At 72.7% G+C, this 14952-nt stretch carries 19 protein-coding genes and 1 pseudogene; 14 read left to right on the top strand and 6 right to left on the bottom strand.

The genetic code is table 11. The features are described from left to right. The first annotated feature begins 38 nt into the window (after positions 1–38). The 7 genes from E2C04_RS17240 to E2C04_RS17210 all read left to right on the top strand — a co-directional run bounded on the left by E2C04_RS17240 (position 39) and on the right by E2C04_RS17210 (position 4098). On the top strand, positions 39–404 hold the full coding sequence (locus tag E2C04_RS17240; protein ID WP_135833547.1) for a YciI family protein: 366 nt from the start codon (positions 39–41) through the stop codon (positions 402–404). A gap of 11 nt (positions 405–415) precedes the next feature. Then, on the top strand, positions 416–1054 hold the full coding sequence (locus E2C04_RS17235; RefSeq protein ID WP_202977828.1) for a dihydrofolate reductase family protein: 639 nt from the start codon (positions 416–418) through the stop codon (positions 1052–1054). A 110-nt stretch (positions 1055–1164) separates the two neighbouring features. Continuing rightward, complete coding sequence (locus E2C04_RS17230) at positions 1165–2028, top strand: sigma-70 family RNA polymerase sigma factor (protein ID WP_135833855.1); 864 nt, start codon at positions 1165–1167, stop codon at positions 2026–2028. Positions 2029–2094: 66 nt separating this feature from the next. Next, entirely contained in the window at positions 2095–2331 is a 237-nt protein-coding gene (locus tag E2C04_RS17225; protein ID WP_135833546.1) for a hypothetical protein, read from the top strand. Between the two features lie 111 nt (positions 2332–2442). Next, positions 2443–3111, top strand: coding sequence for a hypothetical protein (locus E2C04_RS17220; protein WP_135833545.1), 669 nt, complete (start codon positions 2443–2445; stop codon positions 3109–3111). A gap of 29 nt (positions 3112–3140) precedes the next feature. Continuing rightward, the gene (locus E2C04_RS17215) at positions 3141–3629 is read left to right on the top strand and encodes an SRPBCC family protein (protein ID WP_135833544.1); all 489 of its coding nucleotides are present in this window, start codon (positions 3141–3143) and stop codon (positions 3627–3629) included. Positions 3630–3684: 55 nt separating this feature from the next. Continuing rightward, a complete protein-coding gene (locus E2C04_RS17210) occupies positions 3685–4098 on the top strand; it encodes a VOC family protein (protein WP_135833543.1) in 414 nt (137 codons plus the stop codon). Between the two features lie 13 nt (positions 4099–4111). Here E2C04_RS17210 and E2C04_RS17205 read toward each other — a convergent pair whose 3' ends face one another. Further along, complete coding sequence (locus E2C04_RS17205; RefSeq protein WP_202978004.1) at positions 4112–4552, bottom strand: GNAT family N-acetyltransferase; 441 nt, start codon at positions 4550–4552, stop codon at positions 4112–4114. Between the two features lie 78 nt (positions 4553–4630). On the opposite strand from E2C04_RS17205, the pseudogene E2C04_RS17200 reads away from it, so the two are divergent. After that, positions 4631–5549: pseudogene (locus E2C04_RS17200) on the top strand (ABC transporter ATP-binding protein). Between the two features lie 1452 nt (positions 5550–7001). On the opposite strand, the gene E2C04_RS17190 reads toward E2C04_RS17200, so the two are convergent. Further along, a complete protein-coding gene (locus E2C04_RS17190) occupies positions 7002–7778 on the bottom strand; it encodes a LysE family translocator (RefSeq protein WP_202977827.1) in 777 nt (258 codons plus the stop codon). A gap of 82 nt (positions 7779–7860) precedes the next feature. Between E2C04_RS17190 and E2C04_RS17185 the strand changes: the two genes are divergently transcribed. From E2C04_RS17185 to E2C04_RS17175, 4 genes are all read left to right on the top strand, one after another. Continuing rightward, positions 7861–8316 carry an Lrp/AsnC family transcriptional regulator gene (locus E2C04_RS17185; RefSeq protein WP_135833541.1) on the top strand — a complete coding sequence of 152 codons (456 nt, stop codon included), beginning with the start codon at positions 7861–7863 and terminating at the stop codon, positions 8314–8316. A gap of 276 nt (positions 8317–8592) precedes the next feature. Beyond that, positions 8593–8715: a hypothetical protein gene (locus E2C04_RS21170; protein WP_275106524.1), complete on the top strand. Its 123-nt coding sequence runs from the start codon at positions 8593–8595 to the stop codon at positions 8713–8715. Next, the gene (locus E2C04_RS17180) at positions 8697–8924 is read left to right on the top strand and encodes a hypothetical protein (protein WP_135833540.1); all 228 of its coding nucleotides are present in this window, start codon (positions 8697–8699) and stop codon (positions 8922–8924) included. The genes E2C04_RS21170 and E2C04_RS17180 overlap by 19 nt, the downstream gene beginning before the upstream one ends. A 154-nt stretch (positions 8925–9078) precedes the next feature. Then, the gene (locus tag E2C04_RS17175; protein WP_135833539.1) at positions 9079–9465 is read left to right on the top strand and encodes a hypothetical protein; all 387 of its coding nucleotides are present in this window, start codon (positions 9079–9081) and stop codon (positions 9463–9465) included. A gap of 92 nt (positions 9466–9557) precedes the next feature. Here the strand turns inward: E2C04_RS17175 and E2C04_RS17920 are convergent, their stop codons facing one another. Beyond that, positions 9558–9854, bottom strand: coding sequence for an RNA polymerase sigma factor (locus E2C04_RS17920; protein ID WP_158630749.1), 297 nt, complete (start codon positions 9852–9854; stop codon positions 9558–9560). A gap of 1197 nt (positions 9855–11051) precedes the next feature. On the opposite strand from E2C04_RS17920, the gene E2C04_RS17165 reads away from it, so the two are divergent. After that, positions 11052–11267, top strand: coding sequence for an amphi-Trp domain-containing protein (locus E2C04_RS17165; RefSeq protein ID WP_135833537.1), 216 nt, complete (start codon positions 11052–11054; stop codon positions 11265–11267). A gap of 39 nt (positions 11268–11306) precedes the next feature. Here E2C04_RS17165 and E2C04_RS17160 read toward each other — a convergent pair whose 3' ends face one another. Then, the gene (locus E2C04_RS17160; protein ID WP_135833536.1) at positions 11307–11888 is read right to left on the bottom strand and encodes a hypothetical protein; all 582 of its coding nucleotides are present in this window, start codon (positions 11886–11888) and stop codon (positions 11307–11309) included. 193 nt (positions 11889–12081) lie between these two features. Here E2C04_RS17160 and E2C04_RS17155 point away from each other — a divergent pair, with 193 nt between their 5' ends. Continuing rightward, positions 12082–13287 (top strand): NAD(P)/FAD-dependent oxidoreductase, encoded by a 1206-nt coding sequence (locus E2C04_RS17155; RefSeq protein ID WP_135833535.1) that lies wholly within the window; start codon positions 12082–12084, stop codon positions 13285–13287. 15 nt (positions 13288–13302) lie between these two features. Here the strand turns inward: E2C04_RS17155 and E2C04_RS17150 are convergent, their stop codons facing one another. Together E2C04_RS17150 and E2C04_RS20435 are read right to left on the bottom strand one after the other, a co-directional pair. Beyond that, positions 13303–14370: a sulfate/molybdate ABC transporter ATP-binding protein gene (locus tag E2C04_RS17150; protein WP_135833534.1), complete on the bottom strand. Its 1068-nt coding sequence runs from the start codon at positions 14368–14370 to the stop codon at positions 13303–13305. Further along, complete coding sequence (locus tag E2C04_RS20435; RefSeq protein WP_238694361.1) at positions 14367–14747, bottom strand: molybdate ABC transporter permease subunit; 381 nt, start codon at positions 14745–14747, stop codon at positions 14367–14369. The genes E2C04_RS17150 and E2C04_RS20435 overlap by 4 nt, the downstream gene beginning before the upstream one ends. Between the last annotated feature and the right edge of the window lie 205 nt (positions 14748–14952).

Here is a 14952-nt window from a genome sequence, read left to right as displayed (position 1 = left end):
GTAGACAGGTCGGACCGACGACGGGGAAGGAGCGGCGCGTGACGCGGTACCTGATCACGTTCTCCGAGGAGTCGATCACCTTCCCCGCCGAGGACCTGCGCGACGTCGTCTCCGACGCCGCCGAGGTCGTCGCCGCGGCCAAGGAGGCCGGCGTCTGGGTCCTTGGTGCCGGCCTGAAGGGCTACGACGCGATGGTCGTCGAGCCCGACGGCACGCTCATCCCCAGCTATGCCCTGCTCTCGGCCAACGTCGCCGGCTTCACGGTCGTCGACGTCGACACCGAGGAGGAGGCGCACGAGTGGGCCCGCCGGATCGCGGTGGCCTGCCGCGCCGCCCAGGAGGTCCGCGAGCTGCTGGACGGTGACGCCTTCGGCCGGACCGGCGCCGGCGACCCCGACACCTGACAGGACGACGAGTGGCCACCAGGATCCACAACTTCTCGATCTCGCTCGACGGCTTCGGCTCCGGCGAGCCCCAGTCGTTCGAGACCCCGTTCGGCCACGCCGGCCAGCGGCTGCACGCCTGGATGATGGCGACCCGGATGTGGGACCCGGTCCACGGCTCCGCCGGGATGGACGACGCCTTCGCCCAGCAGCACGACCCCGGCATCGGTGCCGAGATCATGGGCGCCCACAAGTTCGGCCCGCCCGGCTGGCAGGACGACCCCGACTGGCGCGGCTGGTGGGGCGAGGAGCCGCCCTTCCGCACCCCGGTCTTCGTGCTCACCCACCACGCCCGTGAGCCGCTCGCGGTGGGCGCGACGACCTTCCACTTCCTCACCGCGACCCCGCAGGAGGCGCTGCGTCTGGCGACCGAGGCGGCCGGGGGACAGGACGTACGCATCGGGGGCGGCGCCACCGTCGTGCGCGACTTCGTCGCCGCCGGACTGGTCGACCACATCCACCTGGTGCAGGTGCCGATCGTGCTCGGCCGCGGCACGCAGCTGTGGGACGGGCTCGAGGGCCTTGAGGCGTCGTACGACGTCGAGGTCACCGCCTCGCCCAGCGGTGTCACGCACCTCGTCTTCTCCCGGAAGCCCTCGGTCACATCCTGACCCCTCGGCTCGTCATCCTCCCGAAGGGCGTCGAGCGACGGCCCGCTGATGGGCCGGCTGATGGGCCGGCTGATGGGCCGGCTGATGGGAGAGTGAGCACCGTGACCAACGTGGACCGCACTGCCGAGTTCGAGGCCGAGCGACCGCGCCTCACCGGGCTGGCCGCCAAGGTGCTCGGTGACCGCACCGAGGCCGAGGACGTCGTCCAGCAGGCCTGGCTGCGCCTGGAGCGCACCGAGGCCGAGATCGACAGCCTGCCGGCCTGGCTCACCACCGTCACCACACGGCTCTGCCTCGACCGGCTGAAGGCGCGCAGCCCGTTGCTCGTCGACGACCTGGCCGAGCACGAGTCCGGCATCGCCGAGGTGACCGCCGGGTCGCACCCCGAGGACCCCGCCGACCACGTCGCGCTCGCCGACGCCGTCGGGGTCGCGCTGCACGTCGTGCTCGACCGGCTGACCCCGTCGGAGCGGGTCGCCTTCGTGCTCCACGACAGCTTCGGCTTCGAGTTCGCGACGATCGCCAGCGTGCTCGACACCTCGCCGGCTGCCGCTCGCAAGCTGGCCTCGCGGGCCCGGGCCAAGGTCGCGCAGCCGGCGCCCCAGGACGCCCTGGCCGACTGGGAGGTGGTCGACGCCTTCATGGCCGCCGCCCGCGAGGGCGACTTCGAGCGGCTGCTGGCCATGCTCGCCCCCGACGCCGTGGTCCGCGCCGACGAGGCCGCCGTGCTCGCCGGTACCCCGTCCCGGATCGACGGACGCGACGCGGTGGCGCAGTTCTTCAACGGCGCCGCCCACGCCGCCCTGGCCGTCTACGTCGGCGACCGGCCGGCCTCGGCCTGGTACGACCGCGGCGAGGCCAAGGTCGTCTTCGACTTCACGCTGCGCGAGGGCCGCGTCGAGCAGATCACCTTCCGCGCCGCCCCCGAGACGTTGGCCGAGGTCGTACGCCGTCGCGGCGCCGACCGCAGGTGAGGTGCGGTCACATCCAGCCCGCCCCCGTCGTCACACCTTCAGAATCCCCACGAGAGAGGAAGTCAGATGAAGACCATGACCTGCCGCCAGTTCGGTGGCCCCTGCGACCTGCCGCACCGCGGCGAGACCGCGGACGAGGTGATCGCTGCGCAGGACAAGCACCTCAAGGAGGCCGAGAAGGCCGGCGACGCCACCCACCAGGAGGCGCGGGACGCGATGAAGGGTCGGTGGAAGCGGCCGAAGCAGTCGCTCGGCTGGTACCGCGACATGAAGGCGGCCTTCGCTGCTCTGCCGGATGACTGAGGCGGATGACTGAGCCGATGAGTGGGCCTCATGACGGGCCAAATGACTGAACCGGCTGACGGATCGCGCGAGGTCTGCAACATTTCTCGCGCTCGGTCCATCTAGTCGGGTGTGAGCACAACAACTGGCGGCCGGCCCGACGACCCCCCGGCGCCGCCCTCGGCCCCGGTAGCCCCCTCCACCCAGCGCCTCATCGGTCGCACGACGGCGGTCCTGCTCGACGACCTGGTCAAGGCCGTCGCCCCCGCGGGCAGCACCACCAGCGACTTCAAGGGCCAGGGCGGCGTCGACCTGCTCGACGAGGAGGGCAGCGTCTCGCTGTCGGCGAGCGACTTCCCGCTCACCTACGCCGAGCTCGTGGCGAGCAGCTCCCGCGGCACCTCGACGGTCGGGGTCAACGTGCAGCCGCTCCGGATGGCCGAGGGTGACGCCTGCTCGGCGGAGTACGCCGGGACCGAGTGCGAGGTGACCACCATGCCCAACGGCGACAAGGTGCGCACCTACGTCGACACCGACTCCAAGCCCGACGCCACCCGCCTCGTCGCCGAGCTGCTGAGCAGCAGCCGCGACCTGCGCGTCCTGGTGGGTGCCAGCGCCCCGAACGGCGCTGCCCAGGCGCTCACCCGGGCAGAGCTGGTCACGATCGCGAGCGACTCGTCGTGGTCGTTCCAGGTGCCCGGTGAGCTGGTGGCGCGGGGTGAGGCGCTGGAGGGGTTCACCGCGCTGGACTCGGACACCTCCATCGACGGGATGCCACGGGCCCCCCGCGAGCAGGACTGAGCCGCGCGGTGGCGGGGTACTCCCCCGGAGTGACCCCCGCCGAGCACCACTTCCACGAGAGCTGGTCCGTCGACGCCCCTGTTGAGGACGTCGCGGCGGTGCTCGACGACCTCGCGGCCTACCCCACCTGGTGGCCCGAGGTCGTCGCCGTCGCGGCCCTCGGCGACGACAGCGCCCGGGTGCTGTGCCGGTCGCGATTGCCCTACGTCCTCGACCTGGTGCTGACCGCGCGGACCCGCAGCACCTCGCGCCTGGAGGTCGAGGTCGACGGTGACCTGGTGGGGTGGGTCCGCTTCGACCTCAGCGAGGAGCAGGCCCGTGAGGATCAGGCCAGTGGGGAACGCATGCGTACGCGGCTCGACTTCCACCAGGAGGTGCTCACGTACGGCTGGCTCGGGCTCGCCTCTCGGGCCGCACGGCCGGTGCTGCACTGGAACCACCACGCGATGATGCAGGGCTGCCGCGAAGGCCTGGCCCGGGCGGTCGCGGGTCGCGTCGTGGTGACCGAGCCGTCATGACCGGCCCGTCATGACCAGGAGACGACTGTCGGTGGCCGGGTCTACGGGCGAGGACATGGCTACTTCGACCTCCTCCACCGTCTCGGCGGGCGGCCCCGGGCCGCGCCACCACTCCCTCAACTACGTCGAGCTCACCGTCACCGACCTCGCCGCGGCCAAGGCCTTCTACAGAGGTGCCTTCGGGTGGCACTTCGTCGACTACGGACCGGAGTACTCGGGCATCCTCGACGGCGGCGAGGGGAGCGACGAGGTCGGGGGCCTGCTCCTCCAGCCCACGGCACGTGCGGTGGGTGGCCCCTTCGTCCTTCTCTACTCCGACGACCTGGATGCCACGCAGCAGGCGATCGTCGCCGCCGGTGGTGACGTGGTGGCCGGGCCCTACGACTTCCCCGGTGGTCGACGGCTCCACTTCGTCGATCCCAGCGGCAACGAGCTGGGGGTCTGGTCGGGGGTCGAGTCGGCGGGCTGACGCCCCGCGATCCTCAGTCGAGGCGGTGGACGAGCTCGACCACGTCACGGCCCACGCCGTCGGCGTACGACGTCTCCTCCCCGACGCGGACGAAGCCCGCGCGCTGCAGCACGGCGATCGAGCCGTGGTTGTGCTCGGCGACCCGCGCCGACAACGGACGCCGACGCTCGACGGCCAGGAACTCGGCGAGCGCAGCCGACGCGATCCCGCGGCCCCAGCGGGCGGGGTCGATCCAGTAGGTCACCTCGATGTCGCCCTCCATCGGATAGCTCCCGATGGTGCCGGCGAGCTCCCCGTCGGTCTCGACGGCCAGCAGCGTGGTCTCCGGGTTGTCGCGGATCCGCCGGTGGTGGGCGTCGAAGGCCTCCCGGTCGCCCGCGTCGGGTCGGGTCGGGTGAAATCTCGACCGCTCGCGGGTCCTGCTCCCAGACGAAGAGCAGGTCGAGGTCGTCAGGGGTGAGTTCGCGCAGGCGTACGAGGCTCATGCTCGTCACCGTAGACCCGTCCGCCCCGCGTCACTAGCGTCGAGCGCATGACCCTCCCAGCGGGCGATGCCGCGATCCGCGCCACGGGCCTCATCAAGAGGTTCGGTGCCTTCCCCGCCCTCGACGGACTCGACCTGGAGGTGGCCCGCGGCGAGGTGCACGGCTTCCTCGGCCCCAACGGCGCCGGCAAGTCGACCACGCTGCGGGTCCTCCTCGGGCTGCTGCGGGCCGACGCCGGCAGCGTCGAGCTGCTCGGTGGGGACCCGTGGCGAGACGTCGTCGCGCTGCACCGACGACTGGCGTACGTCCCGGGAGACGTCGTGCTGTGGCCGCACCTGTCCGGCGGGGAAGCGATCGACCTGCTCGGCCGGTTGCGCGGCGGCCTCGACGAGCAGCGCCGCCGTGAGCTGCTGGAGCGCTTCGAGCTCGACCCCACCAAGCGCGGGCGGCAGTACTCCAAGGGCAACCGGCAGAAGGTCGCGCTGGTCGCGGCGCTGGCCTCCGACGTCGAGCTGCGTCATCCTCGACGAGCCGACCTCAGGGCTCGACCCTCTGATGGAGGCGGTCTTCGCCGAGGAGGTCGCGCGGGAGAAGGCCCGCGGCACGACGATCCTGCTCTCCAGCCACATCCTCTCCGAGGTCGAGGCGCTGGCTGACCGGGTCAGCATCATCCGCGCCGGCCGGGTGGTCCGCACGGGAGCGCTCACCGAGCTGCGCGGCGACGCCCAGGTGACGGTCCGGGTGACCCTGCGGCGTCCGCCCGCCTCCCTCGACGAGCTCGACCTGCTGCGCTCGCCGCACCTCGACGCCACCGGGCGCCTCACCGCCCAGGTCGACCCGGCGCACGTGAACGAGGTGATGGCGCAGCTCGTCGCCCACGACATGACCGACCTCAGCGTCGCCGCGGCCACGCTCGAGGAGCTCTTCATGGAGCACTACTTCCGCGGCCCGGAGCCCGGCCGGTGAGCGCCACCACGGGCGTACGACCGCTGCTCGCCGCCACGCTGCACCAGGACGCCCGCGCCATCGCTCCGTGGGTGGTGCTGATCTCCGTGCTGTCGGCCTCGTCGATCCTCGCCTTCGCCCTCGTCTTCCCCGACCCGGCCGACCGCTCCGCCCTGGAGCTGGCGCTGGCCGGCAACCCTGCGCTGTCGCTGGTCTTCGGGCCGGTGCGTGACCTGGCCACGGCCGACGGGTTCAACGCCTGGCGCGCCGGCCAGCTCGGGGCGCTCTTCGCAGGACTGATGACGATCCTGGTCGTGGTCCGCAACAGCCGCGCCGGGGAGGACTCCGGACAGGCCGAGCTGGTCGCCTCCGCGGTCGTCGGCCGCCCGGCGCGGCTGGCCGTGGCCGTGCTCCTGGCCGTCATCGCCTCCGTCGCGCTCGGGGTGGTCTGCTTCGTGCTCACCGTGGCGGTGGGTGGGGGTGTGGCGGCGACCGCGGTGCTGGCCGCCAGCTTCACCGCCTCCGGGTTGGTCTTCGCGGGCGTCGCCGCGGTGACGGCGCAGGTCGGCTCCGACGCCCGGTCGGCCAGCAGCCTGGCCGTGGGGGCGCTCGCGGGCCTCTACGTGCTGCGCGGCTACCTCGACATGAGCGGGGCCGGGGAGCGTGGTCAGTGGTGGACGCCCTTCGGGTGGGGCGAGCTCGCCGCCCCGTCGGTCGACGACGACCCGCGCCCCCTGCTGCTCTCAGTCGTCGCGACCCTCGTCCTGGTCGCGGTGGCCTTCGCGCTCCAGTCGCGCCGCGACTTCGGACACGGGCTCCTCGCACCGCGGCGCGGGCCGGAGCGGGCCGGGATGACCGGCAGCGTCTGGGGCCTGGCGCTCTCCCTGCACCGCGAAGCCCTGGTGGGCTGGATGGCGGGCTTCGCCGCGCTGGGCCTGCTCGTCGGCAACCTGGCCACCACCATCGACGACGTGGTGGCCGACAACCCGGCGATGGCGTCGATCGTGGCCGCCGGGGTGGTGCGTGACTCCGACTTCACGGCCGCCTACGTGGTGACGATCCTGCAGGTCATCGCGATCGTCGCCTCGGTGCTGGGCGTGCAGGTGGTGCTGCGGATCTGCGCGGAGGAGCTCGACGTGCGGGTCGACCCGTTGCTGGCCGGCTCGTTGCGCCGCCGGACCTACCTGGCCAGCAACGCGCTGGTCGCCTTCGTGGCCACCGGGCTGGCGATGCTGGTCGCCGGCGTCTCCCTGGGACTGGTCGCCTCGGCCCGCGAGGAGAGCCTGGAGTTCGGTGACGTCGTGCTCCAGGCCGTCGTGACCGTGCCCGGGGTGTGGGTGCTCGTCGGCATCGCGTTGCTGGTGGTCGGTGCCGCACCGCGGGTGCGGGCGGTGGCCTGGCTGGGCGTGGTGGCGACCTTCGCGCTGACGCTGCTGGGGCCGACCTTCCGGCTGCCCGACTGGGCGCTGGACATCAGTCCGCTGCGCCACGTGCCTCGGGTCGTCCTGCCCGCCGCCGACTGGAGCGGACTGGTGGGGCTGCTGGTGCTGGTCGCCGCGCTGACGGTGGCCGGCTTCGTCGGCTTCCGCCGCCGCGACCTGCTCTGAAGCTCGCCGGGTGCTGAGGCAACGAGTCAGGCAGCGACCTGGCCCACCAGCAGGTAGGCACCGATGCCGACCATCGCCGCCCCCGAGAAGCGGCTGACCGCCCGGGCGGCGGCAGGGCGCGTACGCAGCACCACGCGCGCCCGACGGCCACCGCCGTGTAGACGATCGCGGTGGCGACCAGGTGGATGCTGGCCAGCGCCATGATCTGCAGCGGCACCGGCCAGGCCGCGGACGGGTCGGCGAACTGGGGCAGTACGGCCAGGAAGAGCAGCACCACCTTGGGGTTGAGGCCGCTCACGCCGAACCCCTTCGCCAGGCGGCGCAGGGCGGACCCCTCGACGACCGAGCCGGCCTCCTCCGGGGTCGCCGGCGAGCGCAGCACGCCGATGCCGAGCCAGACCAGGTAGACCGCACCGAGCACGGTGAGCGTCGTGAGCAGGACGGGGGCGCCGGCCATCACGGCAGCGACGCCACCGGCCACGGCCAGGGTGGCGGTGAGGTGGCCGAGCAGCATTCCGGTGATCGCCGGGGTGACCGTGCGGTGCTGCAGACCAGCGGAGATCGCGTACGCCCAGTCGGCGCCGGGGGTGAAGACGAAGAGCAACGTCACGACCGTGAACGCAGCGACCTGGGCCAGTTCCATGGGAGCGATTTTATGGCGGAGCAGGCGGAAGCTGGTTCCAACTTTTGCCAGCAGCGAGGCATCGGGTGGCAAACTTTTGCGCGTGGATGCCATCGACCGACAGATTCTTGCCGAGCTGCAGCAGGATGGGCGGCTGAGCGTCACCGACCTGGCCGAGCGCGTGCAGCTGAGCGTCTCGCCGTGCCACCGCCGCGTACGCGCCCTCGAGCGGTCCGGTGCCATCGCCGGCTACCGCGCCTACCTCGACTCGGCCGCCCTGGGGCTCGGGTTCGAGGCGCTGGTCTTCGTCACCATGACCGCCGCCGACCGCGCCACCCTGGACGCCTTCGAGTCCGCCGTCGTGGAGATCCCGTACGTGCTCGAGGCGCAGCGGCTCTTCGGCGACCCCGACTTCCTGCTGCGCGTCATCGCCCGCGACCTCGCCGCCTTCCAGCTGATCTACGACGACCACCTGGCGACCCTGCCCGGCGTGCAACGGCTCACCTCGACCCTGGTGATGAAGACCGTCGCGGAGAACCGGCCGCTGCCGCTCGACTGACGGACACCCCGGTCAGCCACCACATTTGGGGATGACGGTTCCGCGCGACCCCGCGAACACTCGAGAAGGACTCGTGGCAACGAGGCCCGGGTCGTAGGAACACAGGCGTAGTGAACACAGGGGAGTCAGCGATGAAGAGTGTGAAGATCGGGTTGGTCGGCGTCCTCGCCGGAGCACTGGTGGGGCCTCGCCGCCCCCACGGCCACGGCCAACGACATCGGGCGTGAGGGTTGCACGCCCGGATACTGGAAGACGCACACGGACAGCTGGGAGGAGATGACTCCCGGTGAGCTGTTCAGCAGCCGCTTCCGCTCCGGTACGTCGGGTGCCCTGGACGGGCTCACGTTCCTGCAGGCGCTGCAGGGTGGCGGTGGCCGGGTGTGGCCGGCGCGGAGCTGATCCTCGCTCGTGCGGCCGCGGCCGCCTACCTCAACGCCGCGCACGAGGGCCTCGGCTACCCGTGGCGTCGGTGGGAGACCGGGCTCGACGGACGTGGCCCGCTGATCGCCACCGTCAGGGCGGCGCTCGCGTCGGGCGACCGCGCCACGATCCTGGACCTGGCGTCGCGCCTGGACGCCGACAACAACCTGGGGTGCCCGCTCAGCTGAGGGTCACCGTTCGATGCGGTCGAGGACGCTCGCCCTCGGCCGCATCGTCGCGTTCCGGGGGCCAGAAGGAAGTTCGATGTAACGCCTCGCCCACCTCGTGACAGGTAGGGGGTGTCCGCCAACCCGGACCAGACGGACAGTCAAGGAGACCCCCATGCAGATCAAGACCCGCATCGCCGCGGCCGTTGCCGCGGCCGCCCTTTCCTTCGGCACGCTCGCTGCGCCGGCCCACGCCGCCGAGCCGGCCCCGAAGGAGCCCTGCGCCAAGGAGCAGGTCCAGGTCGAGAAGGCCGAGGACGCCCTCGAGCGCGTGACCGCCGTCTTCGCCAAGGCGCAGACCAAGGTCAAGAAGGCCAAGAAGGCCGTCGAGAAGGCCAAGGGCAAGGAGAAGAAGGCCAAGGCCAAGAAGGCCCTCGCCACTGCGAAGAAGCAGCGCGACACCGCGCAGAAGACCAAGAAGGCGCAGCAGCAGCGCGTGGCGAAGGCCAAGGAGCGCCTCGCCGACTGCCTCGCCGACGAGGCTGCGCCCTCCGAGGGCTGAGTGGCCTTGGCCCCATGACGGGGTCGGGGAAAGAGCGGGCGGTGGGACTTCGATCTCGCCGCCCGTTTCGTCGTTCTCGGGGGGGGCGACGCTCAGGAGGCGGCGGCCGGTCCGGCTTCCGGGTGCGGTGCGGAGTCGCGTACGACCTCCAGGTGCGGCGTGCCGAGCGAGCCCTTCAGGCGCTTGAGCCCGCGGTGGCGCGCGACGCGCAGCGCGACCGTGCTGATGCCGAGGATCTCCGCCGCCATCGCCGTGTCGATGCCGAGGCCGTCGACGAGCCCGATCACCGAGCGCTCCCGGGGCGGCAGCGTGGCCAGCACCGAGCGCACCCAGTCGTTGGCCACGATGTCGACGTGCGGTCCGTCGACGGCGCCGACCAGCTCGGTCACCTCGCCGGGGGAGGTCGCGCGTCGGTCGGACGTACGTTTGGCAGTGGCGCTGATCCGGCGCGTCCCATCCGAAGAGCCATCCCGCGAAGTCGGTGGCCGAGCCGTGGAAGTCCGCGATCTTCTGGGCAGCGACGAACCACGCCTCCGCGGCGACGTCCTCCGGCGCGGCAGCGGTGTCACCGGTCGGACGCGACTGGAGCCACACGATCAGGCGGCCGCCGTGCTGGCGGTAGAGCGTGCGCCAAGCGTCGGCGTCGCCCTGCTTGGCGCGCGCGACGGTCGCGTCGTCCTTCATGGGCGTACGCCCGCCCCCACGCCGAGGGTCGGCGCCTCGCCGCTGGTCGCACTGTCGTCCGGCGCGTCCTCGCCCTGACCGCCCTTGCCACCCTTGGCCTTGTCGTCGGCGGGCTCCTTCTCGGGCTTCTTGCCGTTGGACTGTCCGGCTTGTCCTTGCCCTGTGACTTGCCCTGGGAGTCCGAGCCCTTCTGCGGCTTCTCCGAGCCCTTCTGGGGCTTCTCCTTGGTCTGGCCCTTGCCCTGGTCGCCCTGATTGCCACCGTTCTGGCCGGCCTTGCCCTGGTTGCCGTTGCCCTGGTTGCCGTGGCCTTGGCCGGAGTCGCCGGGCTCGGCACCGCCGGAGCCGTCGCCCGGGACGCCCTGGCCGTTGCGGCCGTCGGCCGGGTGTCGTCACGCGACCCCTTCGAGGAGTCCGGGCGTGACGCGTCGTCGCTGGGGCCGGACGTCGGGCCGGCACTTCCGTCGCTGCCCGGGGACCCGTCCGTCCCGCCCGTCGGCCTCACGGGGGCCGGCGACTCCTGCCGCTGCGACGGCAGGCCGGGCACCTCGATCGCCCCGGTGGCCCACGCGCCGCCGACGGAGGCGAGCACCGCTCCCGCCGCGACCCCGGAGACGGCGGCCACCCGACGTCGGCTGCGGGCAGGCGTGCTCGTCGCGCTGGCACGCGCGAGCTCCGACAGCTGGTGGACCAGGTGGTCGGGAGGTTCGATCGTCGGGGCGCTGAGCCGCAGGTCGGGCGAGGGGACGTCATCGGAAACCTTCGTGGTGGGTGGACCTCACGATAACTCCGGTCACCGACGGACGTGCAGTGATCGAGGCTGCTCACGTCGCCGGCCGGCCCGCCCGTGCCGAGGCAGGGCCGCTACCGTGGCGGCGTACGTCACCGACCCGAGGAGCACCCATGGACCTGTTCGAGATCGACGAGAAGCAGCGCATGTCCCGCGAGGCGGCGGCCGACAAGCTGCGCGCCCTGGCCGACTCCCTGTCGCGGCACAACTCGGTGGAGTTCCAGAAGGCCGGCAAGACCCTCACCGTCTCGGTCCCCGACCAGGTCGAGCTCGCGATCGAGGTCGAGCTGGGCGACGACAACGAGCTGGAGATCGAGCTCAGCTGGTGACGCCCGTCCGCTGGCCCTGACTGGCACTGACCGGACGGGTCAGGGCAGCACGACGTCCTCGTCCTCGGGGAGCTCGGGCTCCTCGGGGGCGTCCGGCACCAGGCGCACGGCCGGGCAGAACTCCACCTCGAGGTGCTCGGCGAACCTCGACGCGGTGCGGTCGGGGACCTCGAAGGCCACGTCGCCGGCCACCTGCTGCTGCCACGTCCACCCCTGGAAGGCGACCTTCTCGCAGACCACGATCGCGTGCTTGAGCCGGTCGCCGTCGGAGTAGCCGTCGAGGTACCTGATGCGCTCGACGACCCGCAGCAGCTTCTTCCCCGCGTCGATCGGCACCTGGTAGTCGCCCAGGGCCCCGGTGGCCGGGATCGTGTCGGCGCGGGGGTTGCCGATCGCCACGTCCTCGCCGTCACCCTCGGCGCCGTCCTGGGCGCCGTCGTCGGACTTCGGCTCCCCGACGCTCTCCTCCAGCGGCTGCGGCGCGGTGGGCACCGCCACGCGGTTGCTGTCGTCGCCCTCGTCCTCGGGCCAGGTGGAGGCCCAGCCGAGGAAGCCCATCACCGACAGCAGGGCGACCACCAGCAGGATGCGCAACGGCGCAATGGCGGGGTGTGCGCTCATGGCAGTCCTCCTCGCCACGGGGCTCGCCGTCCGACGGGCCGCTCGTTCCGGTCGCCCGGGGTGAGCGCCGCGCTCATGCTAGTGGTGCGGAGGCGGCTCGGACAGGGATTCCACATTGGCTTTGCCGAGGGGTCCGGGCGGGCCGGAATTCGACCCCTCGCCGCCGTCGGCGTCCGGGTCTAGGGTCGACGACATGACCAGCTCCTACGACTACGTCATCGTCGGCGCCGGGGTGGCCGCCGCCAAGGCCGTGCAGGGCATCCGCGCGGTCGACCCCGCCGGCAGCATCGGCGTCCTCGGCGCCGAGCCGGACCCGCCCGTCTACCGCCCGGACCTCTCCAAGACGCTCTGGCTCAAGGACGACGCGAGCCTGGAGAAGTCGCAGCTCGACGTGGGTGACGCCGACCTCCGCGTTGACACCCGTGTGGAGTCGCTCGACACCGTGGGGCACACCGTCACGCTCACCGACGGCAGTCGCATCGGCTACGGCAAGCTGCTCCTGGCGACCGGTGCCGCACCGCGTACGACGGAGCTCCCCGCAGGCCCGCGGGTCGTCTACTTCCGCACCGCCTCCGACTTCCGTACGTTGCGGCCGCTCGCCGTGCCCGGCGCCGAGGTCGTCGTCGTGGGCGGTGGCTACATCGGCTCCGAGATGGCCTCCGCCCTCGCGCAGAACGACGTCCGCGTGACGCTGGTGGTCGACACCGACCACGTGCAGTCGTCGATGTTTCCCGAGGCGTTGGCCCGACGCGTCACCGAGCAGTTCGAGGCCCACGGCGTGACGCTCGTGCACGGCACGGTCGCCGGCGGCGAGGTCGCCGACGACTCGGTGACCGTGCGCCTCGACGACGGCACCACCCTGACCGGCGACGCCGCCGTGCTCGGGCTCGGGGTGCTGCCCCGCACGGAGGTGGCCGAGGCGATCGGGATCCACCTCGACGCCGACCACGGAGGCCTGCTCGTCGACGACCAGCTCCGCACCTCCGCCCTCGACGTGTACGCCGCGGGCGACGTCGCCGCCTACCCCGACCTCCGGCTGGGTCGCCGTCGGGTGGAGCACGTCGACGCCGCCGAGACCATGGGCGAGGCCGCGGGCCGGATCATGGCTGGCGCCGCCGAGACCTACCGGCACACCCCGATCTTCTGGTCCGACCTCTTCGACGCCGGCTACGAGGCGGTCGGCGAGGTGACCTCGCGCCACGAGACGGTCGAGGACTGGAAGGACGGCGAGGTCGGCGGCACCGGCGTCGTCTACTACCTCGACGGCGGCAGTGTGCGCGGCGTGCTGCTCTGGAACGTCTGGGACAGCACCCCGAAGGCGGTCGAGCTGATCGAGGAGACCGCCCGTGACCCGCTCGACGACCCGAGCACGCTGCGGGGGCGCATCCCCTTCGAGTGAGCGGGTTCTGCAGCTTCAGGCCGGGTGCAGCGCCACCTCGGTCGCCTTGACGCTGAACCAGACCCGCGCGCCCGGGCCGACGCCCAGCTCGGCGGCGGCCTGCGCGGTCACGTCGGCAGCCAGGTGGCCGGCCCGGATCCGGACCAGGTCGCCGTTGGGCTCCACCGAGGTCACCGTCACCTCGAAGGTGTTGCGCGGCGACCCGTGCACCGGGGTGGAGTAGACGGCGACCGCACTGGGCCGGAAGACCGCGACCGCCTCGGCGCGGGACGGAAGGCCGTCGGCGATTCCGTGCACGCGCTCGCCGGTCGTCGCCACAAGCTCGCCGCCCGTGGGACCGCCGTCGGCGTGCCACGTGCCCCGCAGCAGGTTGAGCCCGGCGATCCGGGCGCCGAAGGCACTCCGGGGCCGGGCCAGCACGTCGGTGGTCCTGCCCTGCTCGACGACCCGCCCGCCCTCGATGACGGCCACCCGGTCGGCCAGCAGCGCCGCGTCGAGCACGTCGTGGGTGACGACCACGCAGGTCATCTCCGCCAGCACCTGGCGCAACGTCTCGCGGACCGCCGGGGTGACCTCGACGTCGAGCGCGGCCATCGGTTCGTCGAGCAGCAGGAGACGGGGGCGTGCAGCCAGGGCGCGGGCCACGGCGACGCGCTGGGCCTGGCCACCCGACAGCGACCCCGGTCGCCGGTCGGCCAGGTCGGCCACCCCGACCCGCTCCAGCCACTCGAGCGCCGTGGCGCGCGCCTCGCGACGCGAGCGACCCTGGGCCCGGGGGCCGAACTCCACGTTGGCCCGGACCGAGAGGTGGGGCAGCAGGAGCGCCTCCTGCGTCAGCGTCGCGACGTGGCGGTCGTACGCCGGCACCCAGGCGTGCGTACGCCCGTCGCGGACGTCGGTGAGCAGGCGCCCGTCGAGCGTCACGGTGCCGTGGTCGGGTCGCAGCAGTCCGGCCACCAGGGCCAGCAGCGTCGACTTGCCGGCGCCGTTGGGTCCGAGCAGGGCCAGGGTCTCGCCGTCGGCGACCTCGAGCTGGGCGGCGACGTCGCGGTCGGTGACGGCGGCATCGAGGGAGAGCGTCACAGGACCGCCCGGGTGCGGCGGGTGAGTGCGATGACCAGCACCGCGACGACGACCAGCACCAGCGACAGGGCGACGGCGGCGTCGGGGTCGACCTCGCGCTGGAGGTAGATCTCCAGCGGCAGGGTGCGGGTGACGCCCTGGAGGCTGCCGGCGAAGGTGATCGTCGCACCGAACTCGCCCAACGCCCGAGCGAACGACAGCACCGTGCCCGACGCCAGCGCCGGCCAGACCAGCGGCAGCGTGACCCGGCGCAGCACGGTCGAGGGGCGCGCGCCGAGGCTCGCCGCGGCGGTCTCGTAGCGGGTGCCGGCCGTGACCAGCGCCCCCTCGAGCGAGATCACCAGGAAGGGCAGCGCCACGAAGCTCTGGGCCAGCACCACCGCAGCGGTCGAGAAGGCGATCTGGAGGCCGGACCTCGAGGGTCTCGCCGAGCAAGCCCCGTCGACCGAAGGCCGCCAGTAGAGCGATGCCGCCGACCACCGGTGGCAGGACCAGCGGCACCATGACCAGCGAGCGCAGCAGGTCGCGGCCGCCGAGCCGGCTGCGGGCCAGCACGACGGCCAACGGGACGCCGAGGACGAG

Origin of the sequence: Nocardioides daphniae (assembly GCF_004777465.1) — a bacterium.
GTDB classification, from domain to species: Bacteria; Actinomycetota; Actinomycetes; order Propionibacteriales; family Nocardioidaceae; genus Nocardioides; species Nocardioides daphniae.
This window is presented reverse-complemented; position numbering and strand designations above follow the sequence as displayed.

Bases quoted from the DNA above. Each gene is read 5' to 3' on its own strand.
- E2C04_RS17225 (WP_135833546.1), top strand. From the start codon at position 2,095: ATGAAGACCATGACCTGCCGCCAGTTCGGTGGCCCCTGCGACCTGCCG.
- E2C04_RS17210 (WP_135833543.1), top strand. From the start codon at position 3,685: ATGGCTACTTCGACCTCCTCCACCGTCTCGGCGGGCGGCCCCGGGCCG.
- E2C04_RS17190 (WP_202977827.1), bottom strand. From the start codon at position 7,778: ATGGAACTGGCCCAGGTCGCTGCGTTCACGGTCGTGACGTTGCTCTTC.
- E2C04_RS21170 (WP_275106524.1), top strand. From the start codon at position 8,593: ATGACTCCCGGTGAGCTGTTCAGCAGCCGCTTCCGCTCCGGTACGTCG.
- E2C04_RS17175 (WP_135833539.1), top strand. From the start codon at position 9,079: ATGCAGATCAAGACCCGCATCGCCGCGGCCGTTGCCGCGGCCGCCCTT.
- E2C04_RS17165 (WP_135833537.1), top strand. From the start codon at position 11,052: ATGGACCTGTTCGAGATCGACGAGAAGCAGCGCATGTCCCGCGAGGCG.
- E2C04_RS17160 (WP_135833536.1), bottom strand. From the start codon at position 11,888: ATGAGCGCACACCCCGCCATTGCGCCGTTGCGCATCCTGCTGGTGGTC.
- E2C04_RS17155 (WP_135833535.1), top strand. From the start codon at position 12,082: ATGACCAGCTCCTACGACTACGTCATCGTCGGCGCCGGGGTGGCCGCC.